The organism is [Borrelia] turdi (genome assembly GCF_030439285.2).
Taxonomy (GTDB): domain Bacteria; phylum Spirochaetota; class Spirochaetia; order Borreliales; family Borreliaceae; genus Borreliella; species Borreliella turdi.
Window position 1 is genome coordinate 269490 of sequence record NZ_CP124018.1, and the last position, 24718, is coordinate 294207.

26 protein-coding genes are annotated in these 24718 nt (G+C 29.4%); 2 read left to right on the top strand and 24 right to left on the bottom strand.

Going from position 1 to position 24718, the window contains the following annotated elements; all coding sequences use genetic code 11:
• Position 1 precedes the first annotated feature (1 nt).
• Together QIA31_RS01815 and QIA31_RS01820 are read right to left on the bottom strand one after the other, a co-directional pair.
• On the bottom strand, positions 2-2155 hold the full coding sequence (locus QIA31_RS01815) for a flagellar assembly lytic transglycosylase (protein ID WP_301394463.1): 2154 nt from the start codon (positions 2153-2155) through the stop codon (positions 2-4).
• Positions 2148-3170, bottom strand: coding sequence for a hypothetical protein (locus QIA31_RS01820; protein WP_301394023.1), 1023 nt, complete (start codon positions 3168-3170; stop codon positions 2148-2150). The genes QIA31_RS01815 and QIA31_RS01820 overlap by 8 nt, the downstream gene beginning before the upstream one ends.
• 202 nt (positions 3171-3372) lie before the next feature.
• Between QIA31_RS01820 and QIA31_RS01825 the strand changes: the two genes are divergently transcribed.
• Positions 3373-4755 (top strand): tetratricopeptide repeat protein, encoded by a 1383-nt coding sequence (locus tag QIA31_RS01825; protein ID WP_172964363.1) that lies wholly within the window; start codon positions 3373-3375, stop codon positions 4753-4755.
• A gap of 5 nt (positions 4756-4760) precedes the next feature.
• Here the strand turns inward: QIA31_RS01825 and QIA31_RS01830 are convergent, their stop codons facing one another.
• Complete coding sequence (locus QIA31_RS01830) at positions 4761-5993, bottom strand: peptidoglycan DD-metalloendopeptidase family protein (RefSeq protein WP_301394024.1); 1233 nt, start codon at positions 5991-5993, stop codon at positions 4761-4763.
• Between the two features lie 61 nt (positions 5994-6054).
• Between QIA31_RS01830 and lepB the strand changes: the two genes are divergently transcribed.
• Positions 6055-6561, top strand: coding sequence for a signal peptidase I (gene lepB, locus QIA31_RS01835; RefSeq protein WP_301394025.1), 507 nt, complete (start codon positions 6055-6057; stop codon positions 6559-6561).
• Positions 6562-6582: 21 nt separating this feature from the next.
• On the opposite strand, the gene QIA31_RS01840 is transcribed toward lepB, so the two are convergent.
• From QIA31_RS01840 to flgD, 21 genes are read right to left on the bottom strand one after another with little or no spacing between them, the layout of a single operon-like run.
• The gene (locus tag QIA31_RS01840) at positions 6583-8052 is read right to left on the bottom strand and encodes an Hsp70 family protein (protein WP_301394026.1); all 1470 of its coding nucleotides are present in this window, start codon (positions 8050-8052) and stop codon (positions 6583-6585) included.
• Positions 8030-8551, bottom strand: a complete 522-nt coding sequence (locus tag QIA31_RS01845) for a DUF6115 domain-containing protein (RefSeq protein WP_301385540.1) — start codon at positions 8549-8551, stop codon at positions 8030-8032. Before QIA31_RS01845 ends, QIA31_RS01840 begins: the two co-directional genes overlap by 23 nt.
• A gap of 19 nt (positions 8552-8570) precedes the next feature.
• Positions 8571-8873 (bottom strand): hypothetical protein, encoded by a 303-nt coding sequence (locus QIA31_RS01850; protein ID WP_151059936.1) that lies wholly within the window; start codon positions 8871-8873, stop codon positions 8571-8573.
• Between the two features lie 26 nt (positions 8874-8899).
• Complete coding sequence (locus QIA31_RS01855; protein WP_301394027.1) at positions 8900-10804, bottom strand: FapA family protein; 1905 nt, start codon at positions 10802-10804, stop codon at positions 8900-8902.
• 2 nt (positions 10805-10806) lie between these two features.
• Positions 10807-11286 carry a hypothetical protein gene (locus tag QIA31_RS01860; RefSeq protein WP_301394028.1) on the bottom strand — a complete coding sequence of 160 codons (480 nt, stop codon included), beginning with the start codon at positions 11284-11286 and terminating at the stop codon, positions 10807-10809.
• Between the two features lie 9 nt (positions 11287-11295).
• Positions 11296-12183 (bottom strand): MinD/ParA family protein, encoded by an 888-nt coding sequence (locus QIA31_RS01865; protein WP_151059939.1) that lies wholly within the window; start codon positions 12181-12183, stop codon positions 11296-11298.
• An 11-nt stretch (positions 12184-12194) separates the two neighbouring features.
• A complete protein-coding gene (gene flhF / locus QIA31_RS01870; protein WP_151059940.1) occupies positions 12195-13361 on the bottom strand; it encodes a flagellar biosynthesis protein FlhF in 1167 nt (388 codons plus the stop codon).
• A gap of 4 nt (positions 13362-13365) precedes the next feature.
• Positions 13366-15456, bottom strand: a complete 2091-nt coding sequence (gene flhA / locus QIA31_RS01875; protein ID WP_301394029.1) for a flagellar biosynthesis protein FlhA — start codon at positions 15454-15456, stop codon at positions 13366-13368.
• A gap of 11 nt (positions 15457-15467) precedes the next feature.
• A complete protein-coding gene (gene flhB, locus QIA31_RS01880) occupies positions 15468-16586 on the bottom strand; it encodes a flagellar biosynthesis protein FlhB (RefSeq protein WP_301394030.1) in 1119 nt (372 codons plus the stop codon).
• The gene (gene fliR, locus QIA31_RS01885; protein ID WP_151059943.1) at positions 16586-17374 is read right to left on the bottom strand and encodes a flagellar biosynthetic protein FliR; all 789 of its coding nucleotides are present in this window, start codon (positions 17372-17374) and stop codon (positions 16586-16588) included. The genes flhB and fliR overlap by 1 nt, the downstream gene beginning before the upstream one ends.
• Positions 17375-17408: 34 nt before the next feature.
• Entirely contained in the window at positions 17409-17672 is a 264-nt protein-coding gene (gene fliQ / locus QIA31_RS01890; protein ID WP_301385546.1) for a flagellar biosynthesis protein FliQ, read from the bottom strand.
• Positions 17673-17681: 9 nt separating this feature from the next.
• Positions 17682-18446 carry a flagellar type III secretion system pore protein FliP gene (gene fliP / locus QIA31_RS01895; protein WP_151073454.1) on the bottom strand — a complete coding sequence of 255 codons (765 nt, stop codon included), beginning with the start codon at positions 18444-18446 and terminating at the stop codon, positions 17682-17684.
• 10 nt (positions 18447-18456) lie between these two features.
• Positions 18457-19083, bottom strand: a complete 627-nt coding sequence (locus tag QIA31_RS01900) for a flagella biosynthesis regulatory protein FliZ (RefSeq protein ID WP_301385547.1) — start codon at positions 19081-19083, stop codon at positions 18457-18459.
• The gene (gene fliN, locus QIA31_RS01905; protein WP_151073456.1) at positions 19076-19417 is read right to left on the bottom strand and encodes a flagellar motor switch protein FliN; all 342 of its coding nucleotides are present in this window, start codon (positions 19415-19417) and stop codon (positions 19076-19078) included. Before fliN ends, QIA31_RS01900 begins: the two co-directional genes overlap by 8 nt.
• A 45-nt stretch (positions 19418-19462) precedes the next feature.
• The gene (fliM, locus tag QIA31_RS01910; RefSeq protein WP_151059947.1) at positions 19463-20521 is read right to left on the bottom strand and encodes a flagellar motor switch protein FliM; all 1059 of its coding nucleotides are present in this window, start codon (positions 20519-20521) and stop codon (positions 19463-19465) included.
• Positions 20522-20541: 20 nt separating this feature from the next.
• Positions 20542-21078, bottom strand: a complete 537-nt coding sequence (gene fliL / locus QIA31_RS01915; protein ID WP_151059948.1) for a flagellar basal body-associated protein FliL — start codon at positions 21076-21078, stop codon at positions 20542-20544.
• A gap of 47 nt (positions 21079-21125) precedes the next feature.
• Positions 21126-21908: a flagellar motor protein MotB gene (motB, locus tag QIA31_RS01920; RefSeq protein ID WP_151074278.1), complete on the bottom strand. Its 783-nt coding sequence runs from the start codon at positions 21906-21908 to the stop codon at positions 21126-21128.
• Positions 21908-22690: a motility protein A gene (locus QIA31_RS01925; RefSeq protein WP_301385548.1), complete on the bottom strand. Its 783-nt coding sequence runs from the start codon at positions 22688-22690 to the stop codon at positions 21908-21910. Before QIA31_RS01925 ends, motB begins: the two co-directional genes overlap by 1 nt.
• On the bottom strand, positions 22687-22911 hold the full coding sequence (locus QIA31_RS01930) for a flagellar FlbD family protein (RefSeq protein ID WP_301385549.1): 225 nt from the start codon (positions 22909-22911) through the stop codon (positions 22687-22689). The genes QIA31_RS01925 and QIA31_RS01930 overlap by 4 nt, the downstream gene beginning before the upstream one ends.
• A gap of 21 nt (positions 22912-22932) precedes the next feature.
• The gene (flgE, locus tag QIA31_RS01935) at positions 22933-24261 is read right to left on the bottom strand and encodes a flagellar hook protein FlgE (protein WP_301385550.1); all 1329 of its coding nucleotides are present in this window, start codon (positions 24259-24261) and stop codon (positions 22933-22935) included.
• Positions 24262-24265: 4 nt separating this feature from the next.
• Positions 24266-24709 carry a flagellar hook assembly protein FlgD gene (flgD, locus tag QIA31_RS01940; RefSeq protein ID WP_301394031.1) on the bottom strand — a complete coding sequence of 148 codons (444 nt, stop codon included), beginning with the start codon at positions 24707-24709 and terminating at the stop codon, positions 24266-24268.
• Positions 24710-24718: the final 9 nt, after the last annotated feature.

A 24718-nucleotide genomic window follows, 5' to 3' on the forward strand; every position in this document is an offset into this window, starting at 1 on the left:
ACTAATTTTTAGGAAATTCGCCCATAATTTTAACTATTACTGAATCTATTCCCTTCTTTTCATACAAAGCATCATAAAACACCGAATAAACTAATATTTTTTTAATATAATTTCTAGTCTGACTAAAAGGAATTGCCTCAATAAAAAGCTCTTTTGATAAATGTCCATAACTTTTTTCCCACTTTCTAACATTACCAATACCCCCATTGTAAGATGCAAGAGCCTTATAAAGGCTGCCGGTTGTAGATATTCTTTTTTTTAAATAATATGTCCCAATTATTATATTATCTTTTGGAATCTTTAAATCATAATCAAAATATTTAAGTTCTTTAGAAATATCATTTGCTGTTGACGGCATAACCTGCATAAGACCAACAGCGCCGGGTTTTGAAACAGCATTTTTCTCAAAACTACTCTCCGCTTTTATTAAAGAAAATACAATACTGGCTTCAAGCCCACGCCTTTTAGCCCAATATTCTACCAAAGATCCATACAAATATGGATAAAGCCTTTTATAGTCATTTTCCATTAAAGCAGATTCATCTTGATTTACAAGATAATTAATCACAAGAGTTGCATCATAATAATTTTCACTCTTTAAAAGTTCATCGTATACTCTTCGATAAAAATCGAGTGAAAATTTGTATCCATTTCTAAAATCCTCAGAAATAAACTCCCTAACATAATGACAAAGATTAAATTTTAAAAACCCCTCCAAAAAAATCTCATAATCAGATTGCTCATATTTAACATCATGTCCACTTGTAAAAAATTCATCAATATTTTGATCTAATAAGTATCTACTCATAAATGAAGAATATGACCATTTATCATAATTAACAGCAGAATGCAAAAGAATCTTATATTCTCCGCTTACATTAGGTTTAATTAATTTATGATATATAAGCCTTGCATTAATAAAGGCAAGCTTAGACAAAACAGAATCAGAAATAACTTTTTGAGCATTAGAATAAAGCTTGTAAAGGTTACAATACTCTTCAAGCTGAATTGATTCTAAAATATACTCTTCTAAAATCTTAATAAAAGTAGAATTTTTTTTATCGCCCTCAGTATAAAACTCGGCTACACTTTCAGCAAAATAATCTCTTGCATTTTTAGTAAAAATTAAATTACTAAAAGCCGTATTAAGCAAAGCAAGCCTGTTAATCTCATTATTAAAATTCAAACCTTCAAGAGATTCTTTTAAAAGAAGAAGCCCCAAATTATTTTTTAGCCTAAGATTTAAAATACCTAAATAATAATTCTTATATTTGCTCCTTATTTTACTAAAAAATGTTAAAGCATCTGAAATTTTGCCAGAATTAATAAAAGCCTTATAAACATCTCCTAAAACAATGATATTATCATAATAATTATTTAAACCATTTTTATTTAATATATTTACTGCACTATTAAAATTGCCATTTGCCACTTCATACTTAAACTTAACAAGATTTAAAAAATTTGCACCAAAGTACTTAGACTTATTTTCAATAATAAAGTAATCATAAGCTCTTACATGCAAATAATTTGCAGGCAAGTTCTCAAAAAGTTTATTAAAATAAATTTTTGACTCACTTACATTAGAAAGATTAAGATAAAGAGCTGCTTTTAATAAAATGTTTTCATTTTCCTGATAATTAGAAAATTTCATCTTATCAAGCTTATTTAAAAGACTAAGTGCCTTATCGTTTTTCTTTTGCCAATAAAGACTTTTGAAATATCCCAGTATAATGAATTTATTATTTTCGTATTTTTTATAAAGTTTCTCTCCAATCAATTCAGAAGAAAAATAATCTTTTATTGAATTAAAATATTCAATAAGTTTAATTCCAGCAAACTGGGATGCAATATTATCCCCATTAGCTATAGCCTTTTTCATATATTCTACAAACTTCTCTTCAAATCCTATTTTTTTAAACAAATAAGCAATATATATATAAGAACTTGGATCTATATTGAAATACTTGTCAAAATTTTTTTTTGAATAATCAAAATTCCATAACCAATTCAAATTATTTAAATCAAACTCTTTTGAATGCATCTTAATAAAATTACTACTTGAAATTTCCTTTTTTACAAAGCAAGAAAATAAACTTAAAAATAAAAAAAGAAAAATAAAATTCTGAAATACAAAAGAATTTCTATTAAACATCTTGAGCTTTTCCATATCTTTCAATTCTCTTTTTGCCAAATTCAAAGTAATATGAGACAAAATCTCTAGGCTTTAAAATTTTTGAAAAAACTAAAAACAAAGAAAAAAATATTAAAAGAAAAAGAGAAATAAGACTCAAATACAGCATAGGAGAATGAACTATTCCCTCACTTGAATTTAATTTAAAATTATTTTTCACAGCATCATTCTCAAAATCTTCTCTAAGATCTAGCTCAACGTCTTCATCTGAAGTATCTATTAAATCTTTGTCAATATCTGCAATAATGTCTTCAACACTTAAATCATGCAAATCTTCTTCTGAAGAAGATTCTTCTAATTTTTGAAACCTAAAATTATCATCAAGATTTAAAGACTCCTCATCAATATATTCAACTTCTTTATTTTCCAAACTAAGCTCTTTAGAATCAAAATAGTTCTCATTATTATCATCAAAACCTTCAAAATCTGACTCATCTAAATCGTTTGACTCAATTTTTTGATCTTCTCCGATTTTAAGATCTAAAGAATTAATAGCGAGCGTATTCGAATCAGAAACATCTTTTTTGACAAAATTATCTCCTTCTTCAAAATTCAAATCAAACTCAGAACCCAAATTTTCAACAGACAAATCATTACCAATTCCGCTTTTAAAATCATTTAAAAGACTACCCCCATTAGATCTTTTAAAAGTTGTTCGGTTAAAATCTAAAAGACTTAAATCAAACTTCGATTTATCTTGAATCCCATCAGATTCACTATATACATAGAGTATGTCATCTATAACTTTAAAATAAACATTTACACCCAAGCTTTCTTTTTTTAAATTATCCAAGAAAAAAGAACCTAATAAAAAAGGATCTGAAAAATCTTCATATTCACTAACATAAAAATTCAACTTAATACTAGTATCGCCTGCAATCTTGCCTAATATTATTCTCTTAACAGAACTATCATCTAAACTTAAAACCGAATAATACTCATTATTGGATAATTTTATTGCTAAAAACCCTTTCAAAAATTACAACCTCTTTGCTTTATTTTATTGAAACCAAGCTTATATAATAATTATAGTTATCATTATTATTATAACTATAATATAATATAAATAATGTGATGTTCAACTTACAAATTACTTTTATTTTAAGTAAATAACTTTTATTAAAAGTAGATATGATAATGCAAATTAATGAGATATTTTGAGTTTAGGAGCAATACGAGTGTTGTCGCTATTTATAGTAATTTCTTCATTGATAGTGTTTATTTTAGTATTTTTATTTTTTAAAATAGCATTAAAGCTTACAATAGACAAAACTAAAGGAAAAATCAAAAAAGATGGCGAGAGAACACGAAAATTGATAGAAAGAGCAATTTCTCTATTAAAAACAAATCCAAACGAAATAGGTGCCCTTGAAATTTTAAATAATTACTACTATAAAAATGAAGACTATGAGAATGGTATAAAATATGCAAAAAAATTATGCCAATTAATAGAGGACAACCCAATAAGCCAAGAAATAAATACATTTAAAGCTTTTTTAAGCTATGGGTTTTATAATCTTAAAAGAAATTTTAACAGAGAAGCCTTAGAATTTTTAAAAAAAGCTTACCTTATTAAAAAGACAGATGAGGATGCAAATTATTATCTTGGTATAGCATTCTTAAAAAACGAAATGTACAAAGAAGCTCTATACTATCTTACAAAAGTATACAAATTTAATAAAAATAATAAAGACATCCTAAAACACATAGGAATAACTTTATTTAAACTAGAAAGCTATAGAAAAGCTATTGGAATATTTAATAATATAAAAAAACACATACAAGGTGACACTGACGCTCTTTTAGCATATGCTAAGTCTTTGTCAAAAATGAATCAAGATCATCTAGCACTAGAGATTGCAAACAAAATAAAACAAAAAGACGGAATGATTTATGAGGCTTTATTAATTACATCTGAGATTCATTCAAAAAATAAAGACTTAGAAAAATTAGAACAAAATATTAAAGAAATAATAAAAGTAAAACCTGACTTGCCTAAAAAAATTTTCCTTGAATTATTTTATAATCTTGGAGAACTCCAAATCTCTGTTGAAAATTATCAAAAAGCTACAGAAGCTTTTACCAAGGTTGAAGATATTGATCCAAATTACAAAAAAATTAAAGAAAAATTAGAATTTAGTAAAAGATTAAATGAAAACATAGCACTAAGAATATATTTGCGCAGTTCAAAAGAAAATTTTGTAAAAATAGCAAATGAAATTATTTTAAAACTATATTTAAATAAATTTCAAATAAGAGATTCTAAAATAAACGAAATAACATCGCAATTTATTGATATGAACTTTCACTTAGCTAACAATCAATGGGAAGAAAATTTAATAGTACGCTTTGTAAGAACTGAACAAGATACTTTTGGTGAATTATTCTTAAAAGATTTCATTTCAAAAATAAAAGAAAATAAAATAAAAGGACTATGCATTGCTCCATCAAAATTCTCTTTAAAAGCTAAACAAATGATTGAAGGAAGGCTTATTGATCTAGTAGAAGGCAAAAAACTAACTCAAATACTTAAAAAAATTAACATATCCAAATACACATGAAAAACTTACCTTAAATATTTCATGGGATTTTCAGTTTTACCATTTTTAAAAATGGTAAAATGCAAGTGATTGCCTGTACTATAGCCAGTACTTCCCATATAGCCTATTACCGCTCCCCTTGAAACCTTTTCCCCAACTTTAACAGCAAAAGAATTCAAATGCGCATATAAAGTTTGAAATCCATTACTATGAGAAATAACAACATATTTCCCATACCCTCCCGCATTAAATCCAACAGTTACTACAATGCCTTCTCTTGAGGCTTTAATAGGAGTATTGGCTAAATTTGCAATATCTATTCCATTGTGAAAACTAATAACTCTTGTAAACGGATCTGGTCGATAACCATACCCTGAAGTAATAACGCCTTGTACGGGATAAATAAAAGTTTCTCCTAATACCTCTTTTAAAAAATCTTTGGGCAATCTTCCTCCAGGAATAAACAATTTTTGTCCTAAAAACAAAACTTCATTATCAAGATTATTAGAATCTAAAATATCCACCTTGGGAACATTATAAGCACTAGCTATAGACGAAATAGAGTCATTTTTTTTAACAACATAAACAATTCCTTTCATATTAGGAACTTTAATAACTGAATTTGGCTTAATACTTCTTACATCTTTAATTTCATTAAAAGAAATTAAAGTTTCACTAGTTATTTGATATCTAGCTGCAATATGAGAAAGCGTTTCTCCAGGCTTAATTTTATGTTCAAATACCTTTAATACAAAATTTTTTTTAAATTCAGGAGTATTTGCAGAAACATTAGATTCAAGTAAATAACTGCTAATTTGAGCTATATCTTGATCACCATAATATAAAAATGTATCAATAAAATAATCCTTGGGAAAGGTAAGTCTATTTAAAAAAATATATGAGCCGTAGTAAGAAAAAATATTAATATAAAATATTAATATAAAAATAAAGATTATTGCATTAAGCTTAAATGCAAGCTTATAATCAAATTTTACGCTAAAAATGTCAAAAACTTTCCCTCTCAAGCTCTGATAATAATATTTATATTCATAATGATTAATATTTTGTATTTTAAGCTTATGGAAAAAAAAAGAAACTTTTTTAAAAAAATTTTCAAATTTAAAAACTTTTTTTTTTCTTTTGCCAATATTTCTAATATTGGCAAAATCTTTTAATTCAAAATTAACATTTTTTTTACTATTGAATAAAAAATTTTTTTTACGTTTTCCTACCCTTTGTTTTTTTTTTGGTATAATCATAATATGCTATTTCATTATACAATAAAAAATTGCATTTTAATGCAAGCATAGTTTAAAAGTTATGAGAATATTTAAAGCTTACAAGTGCGAATTAGCATCAATTTTAGCCGCTTCTTTATTTTTAATAAGCTTAGTAAAGTTGTTCTTGTCATTTTATATAGTAAAAGGAGAATCAATGATCCCAACAATATTTGAAAAAAATTGGATTGTAAGTCATAAATTTGCATATGGACTTAGAATCCAAAATCACCAAAAATACCTTTTATTATGGAAAAACCCTAAAAAAAATGAAATGGTACTCATTAAAGACCCCATAACTAACAAAATTGCTATCAAAAAAATTTTTGCAATTCCAGGAGAAAAATTTAAACAAATAGAAAAAAATAAAATATGCATAAATTCCTTAAACTTTAAAATAGATGAAAACATTTTAAAAAAAAATACTGAAAAAATTCCTGATAATCACTATTTAGTTATAGGAGAAAATAAAAAGACTTCATTAGACTCAAGAGATTACGGATTCATAAAAATTGACAACATATTGGGGAAAATAATTTATTACTTTTAAAAAAAGTATCCCCTTAAACCCTTAATCAATAATGCTTGTAAAAGTATTTGAAAGGCTTTCTTTTGCTACATCCTCAGATGAGCTTGTAATTTTTATTTCAATAAAATTAGAAGAATTTGTCTCCAAATCTTTAGCATTAACACTCAGAATACCACTTTCATTTAAAGTAAAGAGTACCTCTATTTTAGGAATTCCTTTTAAAGCTTTTTGAATATTGCCAAAGGAAAACCTACCTATAGAGTAATTCAAAGAAGCTTTTTTATATTCGCCTTGAAGTATATGTATCTCAATTTCATCTTGATAATCATTGGTGGTTGTAAATAGCTTACTCCTAGAAATCGGCAATGGAGTATTTCTCTCTATTAAAGTAAAAAATTCATTATCCCTTATCTCAAGCCCAAGAGAATAAGGAGTCACATCTTTAAACTTAATAACAGAAGCATTTCTAGAAAGGCTAAAAGCATGAATACCCGCACCAATAGCTACAACTTCATCTTGATTTAAGGCATCTAAAATCGAAACAGAAGGAAAGGATTCCTTTAAAACTTTTTGAATCAGAGGAATTCTTGTTGAACCGCCAGAAAGTATGATCTTCGAAACACTATTAATATCAACTCCAGAATCAGCAATACATTCCATAGACAATTGAATAGTTTTATCAACATATTCTCTTATCATTAAATTAAATTCATTCCTTTTAAGTTTATAATTTAAATGATTGCCATCAATGAAAAGCAAAGCAATGTCAACCTCTTCCATAACAGATAAATTTTTTTTACCCTCTTCAATTCGTTCTCTTAGCTGTTCAAGAAGAAAAATATCTTCTAAATTAAAATCAGGATATTCATTTTTAAAGCTATTTAAAATATGACTTTCGATGACTTTATTAAAATCATTACCCCCAAGTCGGCTTTGTCCTCTAACTGAAAGAACAGTATAAGTATCGCCTTGTTTTTCCATAAGAGTTACATCAAAAGTCCCGCCTCCAAGATCATAAATAAGAAAAATTCCATCAATCTGTCTTTCAAAAGCATAAGCAATAGCAGCTGCAGTTGGTTCATTAAGTATAGCTTTGCAATTCAAACCAGCAACATTTGCAGCTTCAACAACACCTCTCCTTTGAATCTCAGAAAAATATGCAGGAACTGTTATTACAGCATTTTCAATCTCTTCATCTAAAAATTTTTCAGCATTCTTTTTAACACTAGAAAGCAAATGTGCTGAAATATATTCTGCTCTATAAAATTCACCGTCTACTTTATAAAAAGTATTAGAACCTATATTGATCTTAAAATTATAGAATGTTTTTTGAGGATTAACTAATATTTGATTTTTAGCAGAACTTCCAACAAGAACATCCTTATCTAAGAAAGAAACAATAGAAGGGGTCATTCGCTCACCCCTTTCATTTAATATTATCTTAGAACTAACATCAAAATATGATGCTACAGTATTTGTGGTTCCAAGATCAATACCTATCCATTTTTTCATGAATGCCTCCCCTATGTATTGAAATAATTAACTCAACCTCACCTAGATCTAACTTGAACTTTTTAGCAATAGCTTCAAAAGACATACCTTGTTCATGAAGTAAAATAATCTGATTGCGAACATTATAACTTTCTTTTATTATATTCTTTTCAATAGTAGGCATAGAATAATCCAAATTGCTTTTATAAATTCCATCATTCTTAGATCCAAAATTAGAAGAACTACTCCCAGGAATAGAACTGCTGTTAAACCCTAATAATCTCTGATCAAGAATTTCAATTCGCTCATCAACCTCTTTAATAATTCTATTTAAACTTTCAATTTTTATTTCAATAATATTTATATTTCTATCAGTAGCTTGATTAATTTCAACAATTGTTTTATCCACTTCACTTTTAAACTTCTTAAGTATGATATTAGATTTTATTTTCAAATTAATATACACATGAAAATATATAAAAATAAATATAATTAAAATAAGATAAAAAACAATAAACATATAAAAGTCCTAAAAAATTTTATCTCTTAATATTAACATTTTTACCAATTTTAGGATCTTCAAATTTACCAGAATATAAACCAAGCATTACCTGCTCTTCATTCTTGTTTTTTTTAACTGGAAATGAAAGCAAAAAATTATCCTCAACTTTACTAACTGAACATACATTACTAACCTCAGAATCAGTATGATAATCTCTTAAAAATTTAAATCTAGCATTTTGATTAATTTGTAATCTTTTGCGCTTTTTATCTTCGCTTAAAAGTTGATTAGCCTTAAAAGAACTAACAACAGACATTTTAAAAACTTCAAATGTATCCATATTCAAATCCTTATATTAAAGACCATTCACCTAGACTTAAAAGGAATATAGGTCATAACTTTAATATAATTATCATCTTCCACAAAAGTAACATTGCTGTAATCTTTTGAAAGCTCATAAAAAGCATTCTTAATATAAAGCTTAACACCTGAGCAAGCTATATTTTCAACAGAAACTTTCCCCTCTATCTTAGTATTTTCAAGCTCATTTTGCAAATCAATTCGCTTAGCCTCTATCATTTTTATTTCCATTCTAAGAATTTTGCTCTCATTAACAAATTCATTGTAATTATCAATCTTTAAGGATTTCTCTGACTTATCTGTAATGAGCACAATGCTCTTTTTTAAAGCAACAATATCTTTGGTTAAAACCTCTAATCGCTTTTCAATCTTTTCAAGATGGCTAGTAAACCTAGTTAGTAAATTTTTAATTTCAGGATCATAGCCAACATCAATGCAAGTTTCACAACTTCTATCAGAGCCTATAGAATAAGCTCTAACCTCTTCTTTAGCATAAACATTAGACCCAACTATTTTTGATTTTTTACCGACGCAAAGAACTCTCTTTTTAGAAAAAACTGAAGAATTTACAATGCCTCTTAAAACCTCAACTTCCCCACCACAATTTAAAGTAACATTTTCTAAAAACTTAGCCCTAATATTGCCCCGTGCATAAATCTTAGAATCACCCTTACCATTCACACCGCTATGGAAAATAATAGACCCATCTGTTTTTAAGTTGCACCGACCTACTAATCCTTTCACTTCTATTCCACTTTTAGCCATAATATTGTATCCATCTAAAACACTACCTTGAACAAGAACCATTCCATTATTTACTATATCTCCAGTAGCAGGTCCAACATCACCCTTTACTAAATAAATATTATGAACAGATATCACACCATCTGAAACAGACATATACCCATTGCATTTTGCACGAATTTTATAACCATCTCTAAAAGTATTTTCACCTAAAATAAAATTAATGTCCTGTCCGCTCTCTGATTTTAACACTTTACCAAAAACGGTATAACCATCTACACCTTTCCCAAAAGGGATAATTCTAGCCAACTCCTCACCTTCAATAACATTCCTAAATCCTATGCTTGAAACTTCATATTCACCAAATCTATTGTTTTCATCAACAATAAAATCAATATAAGAATCCCTGCCCTTTACTGGCTCTAGACCCCTTGCAAGTTCAATAGGCTCACCATATACAGGATAATCCACAAATTTTGCCACTTTATCCTTAAGTATTGCAATATCTATTACTCCATATTTTTTAAGAATATTAAAAATATCTTGTGCAAAAATTTCAGCACCATTAATTCCAGGCGCGGTAAATTCAATAGTAACTGACATTGAATTTTCTGATATTTGAACCATCATAGTGACATTTTCAGAAGGGTCTGATTCAAAATCAGCAATTTTTTCATAATATCCACTAGCATTCTCAACTATACCTTTTACAATGTCTTTATTGAACTTTTCAATATTGCCATGTAATTCTAATTTAGAAAGAACATCTTGATACTTAATAGGAACTCCTTGTCCCTTGGATGATATCACCTTTAGAAATACGCCTTTAGAAGATTTTCTTATAAAAAATTCACCATCAGATGAAATCGTTTTTTCTTCTCCTAAATCATTTTTCGAATCAAAAGAGACTTTCGGCTTGCTAGAAGAATTCCTATAGGCAACTATTTTCCATTTTTTTCTTCCATATCCTAATATACCATTGCTACCTTTTAATAAAATCTCATAGTCTAATTCTTTATAAGGCACTGAAAGCTCTAAAGAAGCATTATTTAAAGCTTCTTCAAGAGTATCTGCTTCTATTTCCATCAAATCAACATAACTTTCTCTTTCTAAATAAGATCGCATCTTATCACAAAGTTCAGAAAAATTTATAGCCCTGTCATCCATATTCATTCCTTCTTGCTCATTAAAGTTTTAATAGCATCTGCAACAACTTTTGGATCATTATCTTCAATAAATGACATTTTTTTAATGTTACCACTATTCTCGCTCATGTCTTCAATCTCAAATTTATACTTTTTGACCTCTTCTATAAAATCCATACTACTACTGTTATTTTGGGAGTTCTCATAAAAAGAATTTTTATTTTGAAAATCAAGATTTTCGTTAAAATTATTATAAACCCTCTTATCATCTTGAGATTTATTTTCCATATCATTAGACAATTCTGTATAAAAAAGATTCGATAAATATTTTTTATAGATAAACTCAATTAAAAGTCCAATAACAAAAAAAAATGCAAACTGAAAAAAAGATCTCACCAGGATTGTAAAAAATGGCAAGCTACAAAATAAACCCAAAACTACTGAAATAAAAAATGCTGAAACACTAGCCAATAAAATATACTTTAATTCCCTATTTACAAACATAATGCCGCCCTATTCCACACCAAAAAATCTTAATATAAAGCCTATAACACCCCTTCTTTTTCTACCATCTAGAGAAACCTCCTCAAGAGTGGCAACAATAGAATCAAGACAATAACTAGCTTTACTGTTTGGGTTTACTAAAACAAAAGGCTTTTGCTTGAAAACAGAACTTCTAATGTTTTGATCCTCGTAAATATACCCCAAATAATCAATATTTAAATTTAAAAATTGTCCTGAAATATCTATAACCTTTTTGGCAACTCCCTTAGCCTCGCTAACATTGGATACTCTATTGACAATAAGTCTTAAATTTTTTAAATTTTCCATTTTATAAGACAAAACCTTTATTATTCCATAAGCATCGGTAATAGAAGTGGGCTCTGGAGTAGTAACAATAACAACATCGTCACTAGAAAGCAAAAATGAAATAACTTGCCTTGAAATCCCAGCACTAGTGTCTATTACAACTATATCATATTCATATATTTTTAATAATTCTTTTATAAATTTATTAACATCAACATCAGAAAGATCTAAAAGCTCCATCGTACCAGAAGCGCCAGCTAAAAGATCAATATTGTACTCTGTCTTTGTTATAACTTCTCTAATGTCACGACTTTGAGCAATCATATGATATATACTATACTTAGGAATAACTCCAAGTAAAATATTAACATTGGCCATTCCAATGTCAGCATCAAGTATTAATACCTTTTTGCCAAGCTCAGAATATTTAAGAGCAAGTCCAATTGCAATATTGCTTTTTCCAACACCGCCTTTACCGCTACTAACAGCAATAAATCTTGTTTTACTGTTTTGAACTTTCTCATCAACTGAGAAATTAAATTTACCATTTAATCTCATCATATCTCTTAAACTTTGAGCTTGATCTTCCATTATAACTTTCCTTAATAATAAGATTTACTTTTTATCTTCTTAATAAACTCTGCATCATCGCTTATTCTGTAACCATTTATTCTTCTAATAAAAGTAAGTGGTTCTGCAACGCTAATATTATGAGGAACAATTTGCCCATCTGTAACATAAGAAACTACTTTCTTAGTTTCATAAATCAAACTTATCAAATTTCCAACACAAGTGGTTTCATCCACTTTGGTAAAAATCACAGTTTTATAATTAAAAGGAGAGAATTGATGAAATATTTCTTTAACATCTGATGTTTTTGTAGTAGAGCTCACAGCCAAATGAAATTCAGCATCTCTTCCACAAGCATTAAGAAGCTCTTTCATCTCAGCAAGCTTCATAAAATCTTTAGGACTTTTACCAATTGTATCAACAAGTATAAGATCAAAATCCTTTGAATCGGTAATTTCATCTTTTAAATCCTTAAAAGACTCAATTGCTCTAACTGGAATCCCCATAATATCACCATACGTTTGAATTTGTTTTTTAGCCCCAATACGATAATTATCAATAGTAATAATCTTAATATTCAAACTCTTAGATTCTCCATTAATACCATAAATTGCTGCAAGTTTTGCAATTGTGGTAGTTTTTCCAACACCTGTTGGACCAACTAAAATAAAAACCCTTTTTTTAAGATCATCGATAATAGATCCAGAACATTTAATTGTTTTTGCAATATATAAAACAACGTCCTCTCTAACTCTCTCATAATCATCAAGATCTGACAAGCTGAATTCTCTCTTAATAAATTCATTAATGTCTTTAATATAGTTTTCAGAAAAATCATTTTCTCTTAAAATATCTTCAATTTTTGTAATTGTTGGATGATTAATATTTTCTTTTTTATTAGCAAGTTCTGTTTTAAGAGATTTAACTTCTTTTAAAACATCTTCAATTGAAGAATTTTCTTCTCTTTTAATGCTTTGAAGAATCTTCCGCTTTTCATCTTCAACATTAATCTGTTGATTACCAATGTCATACCTAACATAACCTGAAACTTCAACCCAATCTTTGCTAAATAAACCTAAAATCCCTCCATGAGGAATAGTTTTATAGGTCATAACCCTAGCATTCTTACCATATTTTTTCTTAATTATTTCTATAACTTCATTATAAGTTGGACCTTTCTCTGTAAAATACTGAACCATAATCCTACTCTTCAACCTCTACTGTTTTAAGAACATTAACTTTAATATTTTGGGGAACCTCTAAAACAGACATAACAACAAGCTCTGGAATCTCCCTGCTTGTTATCACCTTTATTATAGGTCTTGACGATTCGCTTGAGAGAACAACTGGATAAAATCCTTCTGCTTGAACCTCGTTTACAATTTTGAAAAGTTCATAAATAAATTTAGCTTTTAAATTAGGATCAATTGAACTTATAAGATCATGATTAGATTCTACACGAGAATCAATTATTATTTGTTCAAAACTAGGGTTTAAAGTTATTACATTAAGCTCAGAATTTAAGTCTAAATACCCGCTAGTTATTTGCCTTCCAACTGATTGTCTACATTTTTCAATTAAGAAAAATATATCCTTAGTGATACTTGTAAAATCTGCAATTGTTTCAAAAATTGTAACCAAATTTCGAATTGAAACCTGCTCTTTTAAAAGTCCCTGTAAAACCCTTTGAATCTCGCCAACTGAAAAATTCTTAAGAACCTCTTCAACAATAGCTCCATAATCTTTTTTAAAAACATCAAGAGTATTTTGAACATCTTGGCGAGTCAAAATTTCGTAAGAATGTCTTTTAATAAGCTCTGTCATATGGGTAGCAATAATCGAGGGGGGATCTACAACAGTATATCCCAATTTTTCAGCGGTTTCTCGCCCATCATCATTTACCCAAAGAGAAGGAAGTCCAAATGAAGGATCTTTAACAAGATCCCCATCTATTCCAGAATCAATTCCAACATTTATCACTAAAAATTTACCAAGTTTAATCTCGCCCCGCCCAACTTCAACTCCTCTTAGTTTGAAAGAATAAGCATTGGGCTGAAGTCGCATATTGTCAACTATCCTAATCTTAGGAACAACTATTCCAAATTCAAATGCAATCTCGCGCCTTATCTTAACAATGCGATCGAGTAGTTCAGAGGTTTTTGTATCATCAACTATTGGAACAAGATTATACCCAATCTCAAGAGCCAATGGATCAAGAGGAACAACAGGCGCAACATCTTTATCTGAATAAATTGCTGCTTGCTCTTCTTCTAGTTTTATTTTTTCAGCAATTTCTTCTTTACGCCTCATTCCTGAAAGAGAATAAGCTAAAAATGCAATCAGCAAACTTAAAAAAATAAGAATTAAGGTTGGAAATCCAGGAAGAAAAGCTAAAAAAAACAAAAACCCAGAAACAATCCAATAAATTCCTAAATGATTTGTGAATTGCTCAAAAATCTCGCCACCAAAACTATTTTTTGAAATTGACCTGGTAACAATCAAGCCTGTAGCCGTTGAAATTAAAAGCGCCGGCAATTGAGACACAAGACCATCGCCAACTGTTAATGAAACATAATTATTAAGAGCTTCATTAAAGTTAAGACCTTGTAAAGTTATTCCTACCAATAAACCACCAAGAATATTTATAAGAGTTATTAAAAATCCAACCTTAACGTTTCCTGATACAAATTTAGAAGCTCCATCCATTGCGCCATAAAAATTGACTTCAGATTGTAAATCGTTTTTTTGCCTTGTAGCCTCTTCTTCTGTCAAATTTCCAGAGCTATAAGCAGAATCAATAGCCATTTGCTTTCCGGGAAGCGCATCAAGAGCAAATCGAGCTGCAACTTCAGCTACCCTTGTCGCTCCCTTGGTAATTACAATAAATTGAACAGCAATAATTATTATAAATATTATAAATCCAACAACAAGTCCTTGAATTCCAGAACTACCTACAACAAATGTACCAAATGTTCTTATCATTTGCCCATCAAAATTTATACCTTTAGTTAAAATTAATCTCGTAGAAGAAATATTAAGAACAAGACCAAAAATAGTCATCACAAGCAATAAGGTGGGAAAAACAGAAAAATCTAGAGATCTCTTAGAATAAAGAACAATTAAAATAATTAAAAGACTTATTACTAAATTAATCGTAATCAAAACATCTAAAATAACCGCTGGAAGGGGTAAGATAAATCCAGCAACAATAAATATTAAACCAATCGAAATTATTAAATCAGACTTATTATTAAGTCCTAAATATCCTAATATAGAATTTTTTGTAGCATCCAAAAATAGAACCTCTAATTAAACTTTTTAGTAATAGAATATACTCTCACAAGAATTTTTGAAACAACCTCCCAATATTCTCTTGGAATCTCTTCGTTAACATTAACATTAGCATAAAGCGCTCTTGCAAGCAGCTTATTTTCCATTAAAGGAATATTATTTTCTCTTGCAATTTTTTTAATTGTAAGAGCTATTTCATCTTGGCCTTTTGCAAGTACCTTTGGAGCTAACATCGTTTCGCTATCCCACTTAATAGCAACTGCAAAATGTTCTGGATTTGTAATTACCACATCTGCTTGAGGAATGGCTACTCTTAAATTAGTGTTTAAAACAACCCTCATTCTCTCTTTTATTCTAGATCGAAGTAAAGGATCACCTTCCATTTCCTTTCTTTCCTGCTTTACCTCTTCTTTTGTCATTTTAAGGCTCTCGATATACTGAGACCTTTGAAACAAATAATCAAACACTCCGACAATTGCCAAAAACATCGCTGAGAAAAAACACATCTTATAGGCAAGCACCAACACAATAGAAATCCCAGACTGGAGAGTATACTCTGAAAGCTTAGAAATTTTGCCTATATTGTTTTCTATAATAAAATAATATATCAAGCATATTATAACAACTTTTAACAAACTTTTAAACAAATTGAAAAAAGCTCCTGATGAAAAAAAAGAATTTTTTGCCCATCTGGAAAAATTAAAACTAATTTTATCCCACCTTGGCTCCAAAGATTTAAAAGTAATAAAAAAGCCTACTTGAATAATATTAACAAAAAAATTAACAGCTAAGGATGCAATAAAAAATAAAACGACATACCCCATAACGGATCTAATATATGCAAAACCCATAGCATAAACACTAATACTCATAACTTCAGGAAGCTTGCTAACCTGCTCTTTAAAAACAGCTACTAAATCTAAAGCAAAATAAGAAAGCATAAAAAAAAACAATGACAATAATAACAAAAGACTAACAGCAGTATTAATTTCAGTGGACTTTAATACCTGCCCTTCTTCTCTTGCTTTTTGCTTTTTCTGATCAGTAGGTAATTCGGTTCTTCCCTCATCATCTGCAGAAAAAAAATCAAGAGGAATGTACCAACTTTTAATTAAAAGCTCATCTTTTATCATTATTTTAAAACTCTAGAAAACAATTTTAAAAAACCGGCAAGAGAATCTAAGGAAAGTTCAATCACTTTTTTTGAAGATATTGCTAAACTTGAAAATCCAATATATAAAATTAACAACCCTAAAAATAGCGAAGTTGAAAAGCTAATTATTAATAAATTAATCTGGGGTGATGATTTTGAGAGTATTCCTAATACCAGATAAAAAAGTAAAAGCAACGCCAATATTGGAAACGAAATTAATAAAGCTTTTTCAAAAAGAAATCCAAAAGACATAAGCAAAAGCTTGATAAATTCTGAATTTCTAATATTAACCAAATGTTCAACCCTAATATTCAAAACAGAATCATATATACCAATCACAAAAAAACGAAGTAAAAAATCGCTTGATAAGAACAAAAGTAAAAATAAATAAGCAAAAATTTGCGAAATAATCATGCTATCTTCTTCTGAGAAAACATCAAAAATATTTGCATAAGCAAGCCCAATTTGATTAGAAAAGAAAAATCCAACTAAATGAAAAACATTGAAAATTATACTAACAAAAAATGCCTGAATAAGACCCAAAATAGCCTCCCCTAATAAAATCAGAGAAAAAGAAAACATATTGTCTAAAGGATAAATAATTTTAATCTTTTCAACAACAATTATAGAAAGAATTAAGGAAAAGAAAAAATTAAAATATCCAATTTTTATTGTTGAAAAAAATGGAGAAAATTTTAAAAACATAAAAATTCTAACCAACACTGGTAAAATTGTAAAAGATTTTAAAACTAAAAAATTCAAATTCAAAATTTCATCCAAATAATGCATTTTAAGTCATAAATTAAACACTTTGCAATTGATTAAAAATCATATAAGTAAACTGCATAAGCTTATTCAAAATCCAAGGACCAAAAATCACAATAGTTAAAAGTATAACAATAATTTTTGGAATAAAACTTAAAGTTTGATCTTGAATTGAAGTAATGGCTTGAAAAATTGAAATCAAAAGACCAACTATAAGAGCTATAATCAACATCGGAGCTGATAAAATAATAATGTTTTCAATAGAAATTCTAATTAAATAAAGAATGTGTCCTGCAGTCATTACATCCCCTTACATAAAACTTTTAATAAGACCACTAGTAATTAAAGTCCAGCCATCTACCATTACAAAAAGAATCAACTTAAAAGGCAAAGATATCATTACAGGGGGTAACATTATCATACCCATAGCCATTAAAACAGAAGCAACAATGATGTCTAAAACTATAAAAGGTAAAAATATTAAAATTCCCATCTTAAAAGCCACTTTAAGCTCGTGCAAAATAAAAGCCGCAATTAATACGTGCGTTGGCACTTCGCTAAAATTTTTTGGTCGATCATAACTGCTAATACTCATAAATAATCTAATCTCTTCATGACGCCCATCAGACATCTGTTTGTACATAAAAATTCTAAGAGGAGCAATTCCTTTATTATAAAATTCATCAAAATTTATTTTTGACTCTTTAAAGGGCAAATAAGCTTGCTTATATATAACATTAAAAGTTGGCCACATAGTAAAAATAGTTAAAAATAAAGCTAATCCCATTACTATCTGAGTAGGAGGAGATTGTTGAAGAGATAAGGCACGCCTAATAAAATCCAAAACTATGGATATTCGCAAAAACGAAGTCATTAAAACTAAAAATGCTGGAGAAAGAGTAATAATGGTTAACAGAATCAAAAGTTGTAAAGAAAAAGCTATCTCTGAATTGCCAATATTTTCAAAATTTAAAAACGGGAAACTAAGACCTTTAGTAGCTTGCAAAGATTTTGTTTGAGCAAAAGACAAACTTGTTACACTAAAAAATAAAAAAAAATTAAAACACTTTCTCAAAATAAACCCTCTAAAATTTTTTTAATCTATCTTGTTTATCCTTAAGCGAAGTCTCAATTTTCTTCTCAAGTTTAATATAATCATTCCCAGAAAAAGGAATCTCTTCTTTTTTGAGCAACATTTTCTTAAAGATTGATTTAAAAGAATCTTTCTTAGTAGAATTATTAGTTTTGCTAAGCCTAAATTTTAAATCTTCTAGCTCTTCTTCAGATTTAACTTCTTTAAGCAAAATAAAAGAATTGCTAGAAACTAAAAATATGTAAACATTGTCTAATATATTTATAATTCTTATTGAATTTTTGACATCTATCTCGTAAAAAACAAGCTCCTTAATTAAATCAGAATTTTGTTCATATTTGCTTTTTTTTGAATAAAAAACCAACTTCTTAAATAAGAAAAATATAAAAAAAGCAATAAGCAAAAACAAAACTATCTTAACCAAATCAAAAACATTAAAAAGAGAAACGGGCTGAACGCTATTATTGTTAGCAAGATTTGTTTTATCCTCTTCAAAGATTGGTAAGCTAGATTCATTTTCTAAATCAGTAAATGTTGAATTTACTTGCTCTTGTGAATTAGCATATGTAAAAAAATTAGAAAACGCCAAAAAAACTAAAAATAAAAATCTATTATTCATTTTTAGTTTTAATTATCTCAGTAATTCTAACTCCAAAATTCTCATCAATTACAACTACTTCTCCCCTGGCAACTATTTTGCCGTTTACTAAAATATCTACGGGCTCACCAGCAAGTTTATCAAGAGTAATAATCGTACCCTCAGACATACCAAGTATATCCTTTATTTTGCGCTCTGTTCTTCCAAGCTCTACAGTAAGCTGCATAGAAACATCCATTAAAAGCCCAAAATTACTAGGATCAACTCCTTCTGGCAAAGTATCAATTAAATCAGGAAGTTTAACCCCTTTTATTTCTGGCTTTTCTACACTATCACTTTTTTCATCTACACTCATAATTTAACCTCTTAATAATTTAAACTATAATAAAAAAAATAACTATCACTCAACCTCTTCTGTAAGCTCTTTTAACAAATCAAAACCTTTTATATCTCCAATTTTTTCTGTAATTTGTACTGAAACTTTATTTCCCATTAAACCCATTCTACATTTAAACTTTTCTTTAGTCCCAACTTTTAAAGTTAAATCTTTATTTATTAGAGAAGATTCAAGATTTAAAACATCCCCTTTATCAAGCGATAAAATTTCTCTTACTTTAAGTTTAACTTCTCCTATTTCTGCTATCAAAGGCATAGCTGTATTTTCCAGCTTTTCTCGCAAAGCATCAAGATTCTCACTAGTAGTGCCGACCCCAATCAAAGAATGCCAATATCTTGTTGACAATTTTGAAACAATAGGTTCTATAGTAATATAGGGCAAACAAAAATTCATAAGCCCTTCCACTTTTCCTATTTTAACCTCAAGAGTTACTAAAATAATCATTTCTGTAGGGGGGACTATCTGAGCAAACTGTGGATTGACCTCAATATGCCCAAATCTTGGCCTTAGATCAACTACTTGAGACCAAGCCTCTCTCATATTAGCAAGTATACGAATAATAACGCTTTCCATGACAGACTGCTCAATTTCTGTTAAATCTCTACTTTTATCTTTAATCGTATCTCCATCTCCCCCAAAAAGCCTATCTACTATAGCAAATGCTATGGTTGGATCAACCTCAAAAATAGCAGATCCTTTAAGGGGATCCATATTTATTATTGCTAAAGTTGTGGGATTGGGTATTGACCTAATAAACTCTTCATAGGTTAATTGATCAACTGAAGCCACATGAACATGAACCATTTTTCTCAAAAGAGCAGAAAGTGAGGTAGTAGTGTACCTAGCAAATGCCTCATGAAAACTTGAAACCGTTCTGACCTGCTCTTTTGAAAATTTATCTGGCCTTTTAAAGTCATAAATTTTAACTTTTTGCTTTTTGCCTGTAGGGCTAGATATAACATTAGAAAGGGATTCGTCTAACGATAAACTCTCAGATGAGTTAATAGACTCTAAAAGACTATCTATATCATCTTGAGATAAAGCTCCTGGATTATTTGCCATTTAAAATTCCTTTAAATTTATTACATATCGAAAATATCAATTTGGGTTAATGCTATTTCTTTTATTTCTCCATTTCTAAGAATACTATTAATTCTTGCCTTAATTTCTGCTTTTATTTGACTTTCATTTTTTATTTCTTGACCAGTTCTTTGGCTAAAATATTCTCTAATAATATCTTTCAAGCGCACTTTTTGTCTTCCAAGCTCATTGAGAATATTAACGTTATTTTCTGCATATCCTAAAGCAAGCTTTACAACAAAAGTTTTTGGAGGAACATCTAAAGTATTGCCTCTAATCTCGTCTATACTTTCATACCATATAAGCATAGGCGGCTTTCCCAAGTATTCATTAGAAAAAACCGGAAAATCACTAGGAGCTCCACTTTGGCTTACAACCATTTTAGATACAAAGTAAGAAACAATTATCATTATCGCAACAGTAAATATTCCTATCGCAAGTATCTGCAAAATTTTTATTATAATATCAGGCAATAAACCGCCTTTTCTACTAACATTAGAATCCCCTATGTCTAAATTTTCATCATCCTTATTTGGCATAATAAAATCCCTCCTATTAATTTCTTATTTATAGTTAAAAAGAATTATTACTGCTTAATCTCCTTAGGAAAACTTAAAGATGCATCCGTAGTAATCAATATATCAATTCTTCTATTATAAGCTCTGCCCTCAGGAGTATCATCTGTTGCAATAGGTCTGCTTCCTCCAAAACCAGACACTTCAAATTTATTTTCAATGCTTTTAACATTAGATTCATCTAAATAGTTTAAAATATGTTCTAGCATATTAACAGATCTTGCAACCGAAAGATCCCAATTGCTTTTCCAAGGCCCATTTACATCAGTATTAATATTATCCGTATGCCCTTCTATTTTAAAATTATATCCTCTAGAGCTTAAAACCCCAATAAAAGATGCTATTTTTTGAATAGAATCTCTATTGTCTTCAAGCTTAACATCTGCACTAGCAGAATCAAAAAATGCGTCTGCTGCAAGAGATATAACAATACCTCTCTCTTCCTGTCTAACCATAATATTTTTAGACTGGATTTTTTCAATAAATTCAATCATAGATTTATTTTTAGCAGTCTGAGATGCTTGCTTATTGCGTACAGTAGAAGGTAAAGACATAAAACTATTGCTCAGATAAGATAATTTATTAAAATCTAAAGTTTTACCGCCTTTAAAAAATCCTGCACCGGTGAAAGAAGCAGACATTATCCTTATTACATTTTCTTGAAAAATAATATCATTTAATGAAAACATTGTAACAAAAAATACAAGTAGCAAAGTAACCATATCTCCATAGGTCAACATATAATCTGGTGATCCTTCATCACATTTTAAAGGCTTTTTAGTTCGCAAGGCCATTATTCACCCCCAATGCTATTGCCAAGATGACTACGATCTTTGGGAGTTAAAAAAGTCATCAATTTTTGCTCTAAAATCCTAGGATTATCTCCGGACTGAATTGACAAAACCCCCTCAATTATCATTGTCTTTACTGCAGCTTCCTCAGAATCAATTTTCTCCAACTTAAGTTGGACAGGAATAAACATTAAATTTGCCATTATAGTTCCATAAAGAGTTGTAATAAGAGCAACAGCCATAGAAGAACCAAGCGCAGACTTATCCTCTAAATTACCAAGAAGAGCTACAAGTCCAATAAGAGTCCCCGTCATACCAAAAGCCGGGGCAAGCTTTGCCCAAGTCTTAAAAAGCTCTGAACCAACTTTATGCCTTTCTTGCATTTGATCAAGCTCTAAATAAAGCATAGTCCTAATTACCTCAGGATCTGCACCATCAACAACAAGCCTCATTCCTGACTTAAAAAATGGATCATTAATTTGTTCAAGCTCATCATCAAGAGATAAAAGACCTTCTTTTCTAGCCTTTTCTGAAAGTTCTACTAATATTTTTATAATAGAAATCTTAGCATAAGAATTCCTTCTAAAGAAAAATCCCAAATACGTTGGAATTTTTTTTACAGCAATAACTTCTGAAGAAGCCATAAGAGCAGAAAAAGATCCAACAACAGTAATAAAAACAGAGCTTAAATCCCAAAAAACACCAAGTCCTGTAGGAGTAAATGCCATGGAAATTAAAATAGCTCCAAATCCAACTCCCCACCCAATTATACTAGCTAAATTCATAATTCAACTCCCCCATTTCCTCCTCCTACGATTTTTTCAAAAGAAGCAACCTCTTTCCTATACAGCTTAATTCTATTGACCACCTCTTCAACTTTTTCTTTTACAATTAACTTTTTGCCATTCATAAGAAGAATTGTAGTATCAGGATTAGCCTCAATACTTTCAATATGACAAGGATTTAAATAATATCCATAACCATTAAGCTTAGTTACAAAAATCATATATTAAAAAATAATCTTAGCTTAATTTTTTAATCTTACGAGTTCTTGCAATAATTGATCAGAAGTGGTAATAGTTTTGGCATTTGCCTGAAACCCTCTTTGAGTCACTATCATATCTGTAAACTGTTCTGCAAGATCAACATTAGCCATTTCTAAAACACCAGATCTAATATCACCAAGCCCAGCAAGTCCAGTTTCACCTATTCTAACCTGACCTGAATTACTTGTTTCTACAAAATTAGTATCGCCTGATTTTGCAAGTCCTCCGGGGTTCATAAAAGAAGCAAGAGCAATCTTGCCAAGATCTCGCCTTATACCATTTGAATAAACACCAACTATAACACCATTTTGATCAATTTCGTAATTTTCCATATATCCCATGCCATATCCATCTTGAATAATAGCCTTTGTAGTACTAGAATCAGCAAACTGAGTGATTGAGTCGGTGTAACTTCCAACTGTTCCTAATTTCAAATTTACAGTTTGCTGCTCGCCAACTTCTCCTACATTTGCGCCTAAAACATTAAATGTTATGGGGATTTGGAGAATATCTCCTTTTTGACTTGGTTGCCCATTTAAAGATGCCAATGCTCCTTCATTGTCAAACCCAAGTGTAAAATTTGAATTTTGCTCACCATTTATTAACACTGTTGCATTCCATAAATTAGGAGTATTTAGATCTTTTACAATTCTAAGTTCAAGAACACTAACATTTCCAAAGCTATCATACAATGACTTATTGACAACCCAAGTTCCGCGTGCAATATCTGCTGAACTTGCACCTTCTTGAATTACAGGTAATCTCTTATCAAGATTGCAGGCAAAAGTAATGTTTTTGGTAGATTTTGCCCCCTCTTTATCTCCAATAGGGATAATTAGATCTTCAACATCAGAGGCTGTATTGATAACCTTTTCACCTTCTAAATCTCTTGCCATCCAACCTTGAATTCGCATTCCATTTGCAGGATTTACAAGATGTCGATCAGAATCTACGTCAAAAGCACCAGCTCTTGTATAAAACCAATTATCACCGTCTTTTAAAATAAAAAATCCATTACCACTAACCCCAAGATCAGATGCTTTTTGAGTACTTTGAAAAGCTCCTTGAGTGTGAATAGTGTCAATTGAGGCAACATTCATGCCTAATCCAACTTGCTTAGGATTAGTCCCACCACGAGAATCAGTAGGACGAGAAGCTCCAGAAATAGACTGAGATATCATATCCTGAAAATTTACTCTTCCCTTTTTAAATCCAATTGTATTTACATTCGCGATGTTATTTCCAACAACATCCATTCTTGTTTGATGATTCTGGAGACCAGAAACACCAGAATATAAAGATCTCATCATATAATTAGTCCTCCAAACCTACCGACAATATATTTTTATATACATAATAATTACCATTAACCATAACTTGGGGTATTGCTCCGGTCTTAATGCTTGTAACACGACCTTCAACGATCTCCCCATCAATATGCTGAAATTTAATTACTTTACCCAATAAATCCAAATCTCTTCTTCCTTCTAAAGAAGATGACAATTTTTCAAATGATTTGCTCATATTGGTCATTTGCTCAAGAGCCGAAAATTGCGCCATTTGAGCAATAAACTCTTTATCCTTCATTGGATTTGTAGGATCTTGATACCTAAGTTGAGTAACGAGCAACTTTAAAAAATCATCCTTGCCAAGATTAACTTTATTAGCTACATTGTCAACCTTAAAATCTGATTCTTTTTTAATTTTACTACTAATAGTCAAATTAGAAACATTTTCAACGCTATTCATTTTACTCATTAAGCTCCA

Coding starts and splice junctions, on each gene's coding strand:
- QIA31_RS01815 (WP_301394463.1), bottom strand. CDS start 2,155: ATGTTTAATAGAAATTCTTTTGTATTTCAGAATTTTATTTTTCTTTTT.
- QIA31_RS01830 (WP_301394024.1), bottom strand. CDS start 5,993: ATGATTATACCAAAAAAAAAACAAAGGGTAGGAAAACGTAAAAAAAAT.
- lepB (WP_301394025.1), top strand. CDS start 6,055: ATGAGAATATTTAAAGCTTACAAGTGCGAATTAGCATCAATTTTAGCC.
- QIA31_RS01840 (WP_301394026.1), bottom strand. CDS start 8,052: ATGAAAAAATGGATAGGTATTGATCTTGGAACCACAAATACTGTAGCA.
- QIA31_RS01845 (WP_301385540.1), bottom strand. CDS start 8,551: ATGTTTATTGTTTTTTATCTTATTTTAATTATATTTATTTTTATATAT.
- QIA31_RS01850 (WP_151059936.1), bottom strand. CDS start 8,873: ATGGATACATTTGAAGTTTTTAAAATGTCTGTTGTTAGTTCTTTTAAG.
- QIA31_RS01855 (WP_301394027.1), bottom strand. CDS start 10,804: ATGGATGACAGGGCTATAAATTTTTCTGAACTTTGTGATAAGATGCGA.
- QIA31_RS01860 (WP_301394028.1), bottom strand. CDS start 11,286: ATGTTTGTAAATAGGGAATTAAAGTATATTTTATTGGCTAGTGTTTCA.
- QIA31_RS01865 (WP_151059939.1), bottom strand. CDS start 12,183: ATGGAAGATCAAGCTCAAAGTTTAAGAGATATGATGAGATTAAATGGT.
- flhF (WP_151059940.1), bottom strand. CDS start 13,361: ATGGTTCAGTATTTTACAGAGAAAGGTCCAACTTATAATGAAGTTATA.
- flhB (WP_301394030.1), bottom strand. CDS start 16,586: ATGATAAAAGATGAGCTTTTAATTAAAAGTTGGTACATTCCTCTTGAT.
- fliQ (WP_301385546.1), bottom strand. CDS start 17,672: ATGACTGCAGGACACATTCTTTATTTAATTAGAATTTCTATTGAAAAC.
- QIA31_RS01900 (WP_301385547.1), bottom strand. CDS start 19,083: ATGAATAATAGATTTTTATTTTTAGTTTTTTTGGCGTTTTCTAATTTT.
- fliN (WP_151073456.1), bottom strand. CDS start 19,417: ATGAGTGTAGATGAAAAAAGTGATAGTGTAGAAAAGCCAGAAATAAAA.
- fliM (WP_151059947.1), bottom strand. CDS start 20,521: ATGGCAAATAATCCAGGAGCTTTATCTCAAGATGATATAGATAGTCTT.
- fliL (WP_151059948.1), bottom strand. CDS start 21,078: ATGCCAAATAAGGATGATGAAAATTTAGACATAGGGGATTCTAATGTT.
- motB (WP_151074278.1), bottom strand. CDS start 21,908: ATGGCCTTGCGAACTAAAAAGCCTTTAAAATGTGATGAAGGATCACCA.
- QIA31_RS01925 (WP_301385548.1), bottom strand. CDS start 22,690: ATGAATTTAGCTAGTATAATTGGGTGGGGAGTTGGATTTGGAGCTATT.
- QIA31_RS01930 (WP_301385549.1), bottom strand. CDS start 22,911: ATGATTTTTGTAACTAAGCTTAATGGTTATGGATATTATTTAAATCCT.
- flgE (WP_301385550.1), bottom strand. CDS start 24,261: ATGATGAGATCTTTATATTCTGGTGTTTCTGGTCTCCAGAATCATCAA.
- flgD (WP_301394031.1), bottom strand. CDS start 24,709: ATGAGTAAAATGAATAGCGTTGAAAATGTTTCTAATTTGACTATTAGT.